Annotated in this window: 3 protein-coding genes; all 3 read left to right on the plus strand. The window is 65.7% G+C overall.

Annotation, left to right across the window (positions count from 1 at the left end; translation table 11 throughout):
* Nucleotides 1–253: phage holin family protein (locus WAW85_RS17000; RefSeq protein ID WP_422560761.1), on the plus strand; the 253-nt coding region annotated here is incomplete at its 5' end.
* A gap of 33 nt (nt 254–286) precedes the next feature.
* Nucleotides 287–736, plus strand: a complete 450-nt coding sequence (gene dtd / locus WAW85_RS17005; protein WP_422560762.1) for a D-aminoacyl-tRNA deacylase — start codon at nt 287–289, stop codon at nt 734–736.
* A 221-nt stretch (nt 737–957) separates the two neighbouring features.
* A partial coding sequence (locus WAW85_RS17010; protein ID WP_422560763.1) for a serine/threonine-protein kinase occupies nt 958–1,782 on the plus strand: 825 nt, incomplete at its 3' end.

A 1,782-nucleotide genomic window follows, 5' to 3' on the forward strand; every position in this document is an offset into this window, starting at 1 on the left:
GAACGCCTTCATCAAGCCGATCGTCCAGGTGCTGTCGATTCCGCTGTACATCCTCACGCTGGGCCTGATCCACATCATCATCAATGCGTTCATGCTGGAAATCACCGCGTGGATCACCAACAACCTCACGCATTGGGGCCTGGCTGTCGACAGTTTCTTCTGGGCGGCGATCTTCGGCGCCCTGATCATCTCGATCGTCGGCTGGCTCACCGCGATGCTCCTGCCCGAGCCAGTCGAGAACCTCTACACCTGAGCCGCCCAAGAAACCGCACGCGGCTTCACCACTATGCGAGCAGTCGTCCAGCGGGTCAGTGCGGCGTCGGTCGCCGTCGACGGCGCGGTGCTCGGCGTGCTCGATCTACCCGCTGATTCCCTCGGCCTCGTCGCGTTCATCGGCGTCACCCACGACGACACCCCCGATCACGCCTGCCGGCTCGCCGACAAGATCTGGCGGCTGCGGATCTTCCACAGTGACGACGGCCCGGAACAGTCGGCGGCCGACTTGACGGCGCCGATCCTGGTGATCAGCCAGTTCACTCTCTATGCCAACACGGAGAAGGGCCGTCGGCCTTCGTGGAACGCCGCGGCCCCCGGCGCGATGGCGCAGCCGCTGCTTGATGAGCTCACGGCGACGCTACGGTCCCTGGGCGCGACGGTCGCGACGGGTCGCTTCGGCGCCGACATGAAGGTGTCGCTGACCAACGACGGTCCGGTCACCCTGATCTTGGACGTGTAATTTCGACACGGGCTCGTTCCTCGTCCTGCCTCGCTGGACTGATCGAGTAGCCGACGAGCCGCTAGGCGAGTCAGCGCACCGAGGTCAAGGCCGCCCGCGCGCCCAACCGCATCAGTTCATCGGTTCAACCGATACCGAACCGCGCTTCGACACGGAACGATGAGTGAGTTACACACATCGCGCCAAAGCCGCCCAGCATTCCCGCTAGGAGAACACTCAGCATGGAATTGTCGCCCGGAACCACGTTCGCCGGCTACACCGTGATCAAACGACTCGGCCGGGGAGGTATGGGCACCGTATACCTCGTCGAGAACCCGACTCTCCAGCGCCGCGAAGCCCTCAAGGTGATCACTACGGGCGCGGGGAACCCGGCGGATTTCGCCGAACGATTCGCCCGGGAGGCGCGTACGGCAGCCAACCTGCATCACCCGTCGATCATCACCGTCTACGCACACGGCGTCTCCGACGGCGACGCCTGGTTCACGATGCGCAATCTCGACGGCAGCGACCTGGCATCCCAAAGGCTGAACGACGCGGAGATCGGCGCTGTCGCGCGGCAGGTTGCCGATGCCCTCGATTACGCCCACTCCCGGGCCGTCATCCACCGCGACATCAAACCGGCCAACATCTTCCTCACCCGGGAGAACGGGCAACTACACGCCACCGTGCTCGACTTCGGCATCGCCAAGCTCACTGGCGCCACCGGACTAACCGGCACCAACATGTTCATCGGTACCCTGAACTACGGTGCCCCCGAAGTGATCGACGGACGGCCGCCGACGCCAGCCTCGGACCAATACGCCCTCGCCTGCACCCTCTACGAACTACTCACCGGCGCCCCACCCTTCGTCAGCGACTCCCCGATGGCGCTGGTGCACGCGCACGGCTACCAAGCGCCACCACTGATCTCCAGCCGCCGCCCCGAGCTGGCCGCCCTCGACCCGGTCTTTGCCCGCGCCCTCGCCAAGAACCCCGCCGACCGCTACCCCAGCTGCCGCGACTTCGTCGAGCACTCCCTCAACCCGGCGGCGGCCGCCCCGCAGCCA

Source organism: Gordonia sp. (in: high G+C Gram-positive bacteria) (genome assembly GCF_049299075.1).
In the GTDB taxonomy this organism is placed as follows: domain Bacteria; phylum Actinomycetota; class Actinomycetes; order Mycobacteriales; family Mycobacteriaceae; genus Gordonia.

What these genes read in the sequence shown, in the direction of transcription:
- dtd (WP_422560762.1), top strand. Translation starts at nt 287, where the DNA reads ATGCGAGCAGTCGTCCAGCGGGTCAGTGCGGCGTCGGTCGCCGTCGAC.